Source organism: Desertibaculum subflavum, assembly GCA_003576705.1.
In the GTDB taxonomy this organism is placed as follows: domain Bacteria; phylum Pseudomonadota; class Alphaproteobacteria; order Ferrovibrionales; family Ferrovibrionaceae; genus Desertibaculum; species Desertibaculum subflavum.
In genome coordinates this window covers 51316-58039 of sequence record QOZS01000039.1, presented here as the reverse complement: position 1 = coordinate 58039, position 6724 = coordinate 51316, and the positions used below count along the sequence as shown (strand labels likewise).

The 6724-nt window shown below is 68.1% G+C and carries 7 protein-coding genes and 1 pseudogene; 1 reads left to right on the top strand and 7 read right to left on the bottom strand.

Features of this window, described 5'->3' with window-relative positions; translation table 11 throughout:
- Positions 1-454: pseudogene (locus tag DT074_RS19370) on the top strand (integrase core domain-containing protein); the annotation flags it as partial.
- 248 nt (positions 455-702) lie between these two features.
- Here DT074_RS19370 and DT074_RS19365 read toward each other — a convergent pair.
- From DT074_RS19365 to DT074_RS19335, 7 genes are all read right to left on the bottom strand, one after another.
- Positions 703-1839 (bottom strand): acyl-CoA dehydrogenase family protein, encoded by a 1137-nt coding sequence (locus tag DT074_RS19365; protein ID WP_119421511.1) that lies wholly within the window; start codon positions 1837-1839, stop codon positions 703-705.
- 24 nt (positions 1840-1863) lie between these two features.
- Positions 1864-2121: a hypothetical protein gene (locus DT074_RS19360; protein WP_162915021.1), complete on the bottom strand. Its 258-nt coding sequence runs from the start codon at positions 2119-2121 to the stop codon at positions 1864-1866.
- Positions 2122-2211: 90 nt separating this feature from the next.
- Entirely contained in the window at positions 2212-4005 is a 1794-nt protein-coding gene (locus tag DT074_RS19355) for an SLC13 family permease (protein WP_119421509.1), read from the bottom strand.
- Between the two features lie 104 nt (positions 4006-4109).
- Entirely contained in the window at positions 4110-4358 is a 249-nt protein-coding gene (locus DT074_RS19350) for a tetratricopeptide repeat protein (RefSeq protein ID WP_119421508.1), read from the bottom strand.
- Between the two features lie 39 nt (positions 4359-4397).
- A complete protein-coding gene (locus DT074_RS19345; protein ID WP_119421507.1) occupies positions 4398-4931 on the bottom strand; it encodes a YbaK/EbsC family protein in 534 nt (177 codons plus the stop codon).
- On the bottom strand, positions 4928-5545 hold the full coding sequence (locus tag DT074_RS19340; protein ID WP_119421506.1) for a glutathione binding-like protein: 618 nt from the start codon (positions 5543-5545) through the stop codon (positions 4928-4930). Before DT074_RS19340 ends, DT074_RS19345 begins: the two co-directional genes overlap by 4 nt.
- Positions 5546-5557: 12 nt before the next feature.
- On the bottom strand, positions 5558-6724 hold the full coding sequence (locus DT074_RS19335) for a trans-sulfuration enzyme family protein (RefSeq protein ID WP_119421505.1): 1167 nt from the start codon (positions 6722-6724) through the stop codon (positions 5558-5560).

Below are 6724 nucleotides of genomic sequence, written 5' to 3'. Positions count from 1 at the left end.
CACCCTGAAGGCGGAGACCGCACGGCCGCCGGCCGCCAGCCTGGGCGAGCAGCAGGCCCGCTTCGACATCTTCCGCAACGACTTCAACGACAACCGCCCACACGAGGCACTCGGCCAGATGCCGCCGACGCGGCTCTATCGCCCCTCGCCCAGGCCCTATCCGGCCCGCATCCAGGAGCCTTGGTATGACGCCGATCATGCCGTCCGCCGGGTCCGCTCGGGCGGCGAGATCAAGTGGGGCGGCGACTTCATCTTCGTCAGCGAGGTGCTGGCCGGCGAGCCGGTCGGTATCGCCGAAACCCAGAGCGGTGACTGGATCGTCCGCTTCCTCGACCTCGATCTCGGCATCATCGACCGGCGCACCAAGAAACTCCGCCGCTTTGCGGCGCCCCGGCCGGGGCGCCGCAAAGCGGAACAAACCGAGGAGACTGTCAGGCATGTATCCGGTCTGTAGTGTCCGACATGTAGCCGGTTGCTCACCGCAGGATTCACCGAGGGGGCCGGCGGCAGATGGTGTCCTGCCAGCGCATCCTCCCACCTCACCCAAACCCTCTCCCCCAACAAGTTGGCGGAGAGGGCTTACGCGGGAGGAACAGATGCGCCGCCTTCGGCGAATGGCTGTCCGCCTGCGTCACGGGTACCCGGGTCAAGCCCGGGTACGACGAACTGGAGGAACAGATGCGCCGTCCCGTGGCGTGCGGCCTAGAATCCGAGATCCCGCGCGATGATGTTGCGCTGGATGTCGCTGGTGCCTTCGCCGATCACGTAGACGAGCGCGTCGCGGTGGATCCGGCCGACCGGGTATTCCCGCATGATGCCGGCGCCGCCATGGATGCGGATCGCCGCTTCGCTCGCCCGCAGCGCGGTTTCGCTGGCGACCAGCTTCACTTTGGCGGCGGTGGCGGAATCGAGCGTGCCCTGGTCGACCCGCCAGGCGCCGTAATTGACCAGCCAGCGCGCCGCCTCGATCTCCGCCGCCATGTCGGCGAGCTTGTGGGAGACGGCCTGGTAGCGGCCGATCGGTCCGCCGGCGACGATGCGCGTCTTCGCGTATTCGGCCGCGGCGTCGAGCGCGGCGCGCGCCATGCCGATGCAGTTCGCCGCCACGCCGACGCGGTTCTCGCTCAAGCTGTCCAGGATGACCGGATAGGTGCCCTCGCGGTGCCCCAGCAGGCAGTCGTCGGGCACGAAGGCATCCTCCAGATAGATCAGGCCGGTCTCGGAGGCGCGGATGCCTTCCTTCTTTAGCTTGGAGATCCGGATGCCGGGATTGGGCAGCTCGACGATGAACAGGCTGATCGCGTCCGGCTTCAGCTCGGGCCTGGTCCGCGCGGCGAGCAGCATGAAATCGGCGATCGGCGCGTTGGTGATGTAGAGCTTGGAGCCGGTGATGCTGTAGCCGCCCGGCACCTTGGCGGCGCGCGTCTTCATCGCCCGGATGTTCGATCCGCCATCCGGCTCGGAGAGGCCGAAACAGGCGATCTTCTCGCCTTTCACGGCGGGCCGGAAGAACCGGGCCTTCTGGTCGTCGCTGCCGGCGCGCCAGATCGGCCAGATGCCGAGATGGCTGTGCGCCGACCAGCTGGAGGCGAAGGCCTGCGCGACATAGCTCAGCTCCTCGCGGATGATGCAGTCGCTCACCTTGTCGAAGCCGCTGCCGCCATCCGCGGCCGGATAGCGCACGCCGATCAGGCCGAGCTCGCCGAAGCGGCGGAACAGGGCGCGGGGAAATTCCTCGTTCTCCTCCGCCTGCGCGACCAGCGGCGCCATCTCCTCGGCCGCGAAGCGGCGCACCATGTCGCGCACCGCCGTTTGTTCCGGCGTGTAGTCGAAGTTCACGCGTTTCCCCCTCGAAACTGTCGATCAGGTCTTCTGCTGGCCCTCGGGCGCGGGCTTGGGCTGCGGCGCCTCCTCGGGCCGCTTGCGGCGGATCAGGATGTCGCCGTTGTCCAGGATCACCGGCGCCTCGTACATCGGGATCTTGTCGACCAGAGTGCGCATCACGTCCATCAGGGATTCGATGGCGCCGCGGGCGGTCTCCTCCAGGCCCTGTTCCTTCGAATCCTTGTCCGGGGCCTGTGCCTGAGCTGTGCCCAAGGCCAGCGCAAGGGCAGGGGCCAACAGCAACCTCCGATATCGCATGTCATTCTCCCGCATGTCCCCCCGGCCCGCGCCATCATCGGCGCGGCGCCGCCCGGGTTCAAGCGGGGCCTAGCGGAGCGGGAACACCATCGGCAGCAATGCGACCGCAACCCCGATCACAACGAAGTCGAGCGGCATGCCGAGCCGCCAGTAATCGGCAAAGCGATAGCCGCCCGGCGCCAGGATCAGCGTGTTGTTCTGGTGCCCGAACGGCGTCAGGAAGTCGCAGGAGGCGCCGATCGCCACCGCCATCAGGAAGGCGTCCGGATGCACGCCGATCGACTGGGCGATGCCGATGGCGATTGGCGCCATCACGATCACCGTCGCCGCGTTGTTCAGCATCGGCGTCACGATCATGGTGACGACGAGGACGAGGGCGAGGACGCCGCGGTCCGGCCAGCCTTGTCCCAGCCACGCCACCTGGTTCGCGACCAGCTCGGCGACCCCGCTGGTCTCCAGTGCACCGCCGACCGGGATCATGGCGCCGAGCAGTACGATCACCGGCCAGTCGATGGCGTCGTACATGTCGCGGACCGGCATGAGGCGCAGCGCCAGCATGCCGAGCACGCCGAGCACGAAGGCGATCGGCGCCGAGAGCAGGTCGAGGACGACAAGAACGATGGCAAGGCCGAACACGACGACCGGCGCCACCACCCGGAACGGCTGGAAGGCGATCTTGCGGTTGGCCAATGGCAGGCAGCCGAGCGCGCGGATCGCCTCCGGCAGGCTGTCCGGCTCGCCCTCGAGCAGCAGCACGTCGCCGGCCGACAGCGACGTGTCGCGCACGCGCTGGCTGATCGGCCGGCCATGCCGCGACAGCGCCAGCAGGTTCACGTTGTAGCGCGCCCTGAGCTGCAGGCTGCGCGCGGTCGCGCCCTGGATCCAGGCGTTCGGCACCACGACCACTTCGGCCGTCTCGACCGGCGTCTTCTGGGCGAGCTCGGGCTTCTCGCCCTCCGTCGTATGGGCGGCGACCAGCTCGACCTCCTCCTTGCGCACCAGTTCCTGCAGCAGCTCCGCGCCGACCTGCAGCATCAGGTCGTCGCCGGCGCGCAGCTTGGTGTTGCGGAACCGCCCGCGCAGGCGGAGGCCATGGCGCTGCAACGAGATGATGGCGAGCTTGTCCTCGTACTCTCCTTCGATCTCCCGCGGGGTCTTGCCGATCAGCTCGGATTTCTCCGGCAGCTTCACCTCGGTCACGTAGTGGCCGATATCGAACTGCTCCATCGCCGAGCGCTCGCCCTCGCGGTCGCGCGGCAGCACGAAGCGCGCGATGGCGGCCATCAGGGCGATGCCGCCCAGCGTGATGGCCAGGCCGACCGGGGCAAAGGCAAAGAAGTCGAACGGAGCCTCGCCATAGCGCTCGCGGAAGCCGGCGGCCAGCAGGTTCGGCGGCGTGCCGATCAGCGTGGTCATGCCGCCCATCATGGTGGCGAAGGACAGCGGCATCAGGATCAGTGCCGGGGAGTGTTCGAGCCGTCGGGCCGCGGCGATGGCCACCGGCATCATGATGGCGAGGGCGCCGACATTGTTCATGAAGGCGGACAGCACTGCGCCGAGCCCGCAGAGCAGCACCAGGTTGCTGAGCGGGGTGGTGGCGACCCTGCCGAGCGCCTGGCCGACGATATCGATGACGCCCGAGCGGCCGAGGGCATGGCTCAGCACCAGCACGGCCGCCACCGTGATCACCGCCGGATTGCCGAAGCCGGCGAAGGCGTCGTCGGGCTTCACGAGTCCGGCCAGCACGCAGGCGATCAGCGCTCCGAGCGCGACCACATCGTAGCGGATGCGGTCCCAGGCGAAGGCGGCGAGCGTTGCGACGAAGATGACGAGAGCGAGAATCTGCGCGGTGGTGAGCGCCAATGGGGTGTCCCCTCGACAGGCATTCGGAAACGCCTATGAGGGGAATTGGTTCCTTGCGCCGCCCGCGTGGTCAGGCGGCCCGGCGGCCGATGGCCGTCGCAGGCTCAGTGGATCGACTGGCCGATATGCTCGCGCGCCAGCTTCTGGGCGGCGGCGATCTGCTCCGGCGACATGTCGCGGGCGACTTCGGCGCGCAAGGTGCGGGCCTCGTCGCTGCCGGCGATGGCGGCGAGGTTGAGCCACTTATGCGCCAGCACGAGATCCTGCGACGACGGATCGCCGCTGCAATAGGACAGGCCGAGCTCGAAATACCGGCTCACGCTCTCGGTCGTGGAATGCGTCGAACGGCTCATCGATCTAACCCCTTTAATCACGTAGCGCTCGCATTTTCGCTACGGCGGATTCAAGCGATCGGATGTTGTTCGAACGTTAATAGCGGTACTGATAGCACCTGCTGTGACCTTGGTCACTCGGCTTAGCTCGTTGGGTGTAGTCGCGAACACACAATGCGGATGGCCGCCGGCGGCCCATATTTTGTCGAACCGGCCGAGGCTTTCGTCGATCACGGTTAAAATCCGTTCAGCATGTCCGACCGGCGCGACGCCGCCGATCGACTGTCCGGTCTTCGCCTTGACGAAATCCGCATCGGCACGGACGACAGATTGCGCCAGGCCAAGCGCGCGCGCAATCGCATCGGTGTCGGCATTGCGGTCGCCGGCGACCAGCGCCAGCACGGCCTGGTCGCCGCTGCGGAACACCAGCGACTTGACGATGGCGCCGACCGGCACGCCGAGCGCGCTCGCGGCATCGGCGGCGCTGCGCGCGGTTTCGGCGAGCGCGATCACCTCGGCATCGGAGCCCGCTGCCGCAAGAGCTTCCTGCACGCGCCGGACGCCGGCGCGCGCGAGCAGCCCATCCTGGGTCACGGCACCTTGAAGCCGCGATCGGTGGCCGGCCGGGCGGTAATGGCGTCGTACCAGCGCTTCAGGTTGGGGAAGGTCGCGAGATCCTGGCCCTGCCACTCGTGCCGCGCGATCCAGGGATAGCTCGCGATATCGGCGATGGAATACTCGTCGCCCGCCAGGAACTTGGCCTCGGCCAGCCGCTTGTCCATCACGCCGTAGAGCCGGGCCGCCTCGTCGGTATAGCGCTTGATCGCATAGGGGATCTGCTCGGGGGCGAAGCGGCGGAAATGGTGCGCCTGACCGCACATCGGCCCCAGCCCGCCCATCTGGAACATCAGCCATTGCAGGCAGACCGAGCGGCCGACCGGATCCTTCGGCATCAGCTTGCCGGTCTTCTCCGCCAGATAGATCAGGATGGCGCCGCTCTCGAAGATCGAGTGCGGCTTGCCGCCCGGCCCGTCGTGATCGACGATCGCCGGGATCTTGTTGTTCGGGCTGATCTTCAGGAAGTCGGGCGCGAACTGGTCGTTCTTCGAGATATTGATCGGGAAGGTCTTGTAGGGGAGCCCAAGCTCCTCCAGCGCGACGGAGATCTTGCGGCCGTTCGGCGTGCCCCAGGTGTAGAGATCGATCATGCGGGTTTCCTTCTAGCGAACCGTGTTCAGCGCCCGGTCCAGATCGGCGATCAGGTCGTCGGTCTCCTCGATGCCGACGGAGAGGCGGAGCAGGTCGGGCGGCGCCGGGGAGCCGGCGCCTTCGATCGAGGCGCGATGCTCGACCAGGCTCTCGACGCCGCCGAGCGAGGTCGCGCGCTTGAACAGCTGCAGCGCGGCGGCGACCTTGAAGGCACCTTGCTCGCCGCCCTTGGTGCGGATCGACAGCATGCCGCCGAAACCGCCCTGCATCTGCCGCGCTGCCGCGGCATGGCCGGGGCTGTTCGGCAGGCCGGGATAGAGCACGCCGATACAGCCGGCATGCGTCTGGCAGAAGGCGGCAATGGCGGCGGCGGAGCGCGAAGCCTGGGCGACGCGCAGATGCAAGGTGCGCATGCCGCGCAGCAGCAGCCAGGCCTCCATCGGCCCGAGGATGCCGCCGATGCCGGGCCGATTGCCGCGCACGCGGGCCCAGAACTCGTCCTTGCGCGCGGCGATCAGCGCACCGGCCAGCACGTCGGAATGGCCGTTGAGATACTTGGTCGCCGCGTGCATCACGATGTCGGCGCCATGCTCGATCGGCCGCGTCAGGATCGGCGTCGCCACCGTCGAATCGACGGCGAGCGCCGCGCCGGCCTTGCGGGCGATGTCGGCGGCGGCGGCGATGTCGGTGACGATCCAGGTCGGGTTGGCCGGCGTCTCGAGCCAAACCAGCTTCGTCCTGCCGGGCTTCACCGCGCGGGCGATGGCGTCGATGTCATCTGCATCGACCAGCTCAACCTTGAGGCCGAGCCGGGTGCCGGTCTCCATCAGCCATTTGCGCAGCGCCCAGTACATCACCTTGGGCGCCACCACATGGTCGCCCGGCGAGAGCGCCAGGAACACCGCCGTCGCCGCCGCCATGCCGGAGGCGAAGAGCAGCGCCTCTTCGCCGCCTTCCAGCCGGGCGAGAACCTGCTCCGCCTGGTCGTAGCTCGGGTTCTGGTCGCGGCCATAGACGCGGCCGCGGGGATAGCTGCCGTCCTCGGCCCGCTCGTAGGTGGTGGCGAAATGCACCGGCGGCACCAGCTCGCCATAGACCGGCTCGATGGTGCCGAGCGCCTGCGCGAGCAGGGTGCCGGGCTTCATCTCCCCGGCCTTCTTGTTCTCGGGCGTGGTCAT

What these genes read in the sequence shown, in the direction of transcription:
- DT074_RS19340 (WP_119421506.1), bottom strand. Translation starts at nt 5,545, where the DNA reads ATGATCGATCTCTACACCTGGGGCACGCCGAACGGCCGCAAGATCTCC.
- DT074_RS19350 (WP_119421508.1), bottom strand. Translation starts at nt 4,358, where the DNA reads ATGAGCCGTTCGACGCATTCCACGACCGAGAGCGTGAGCCGGTATTTC.
- DT074_RS19335 (WP_119421505.1), bottom strand. Translation starts at nt 6,724, where the DNA reads ATGACCACGCCCGAGAACAAGAAGGCCGGGGAGATGAAGCCCGGCACC.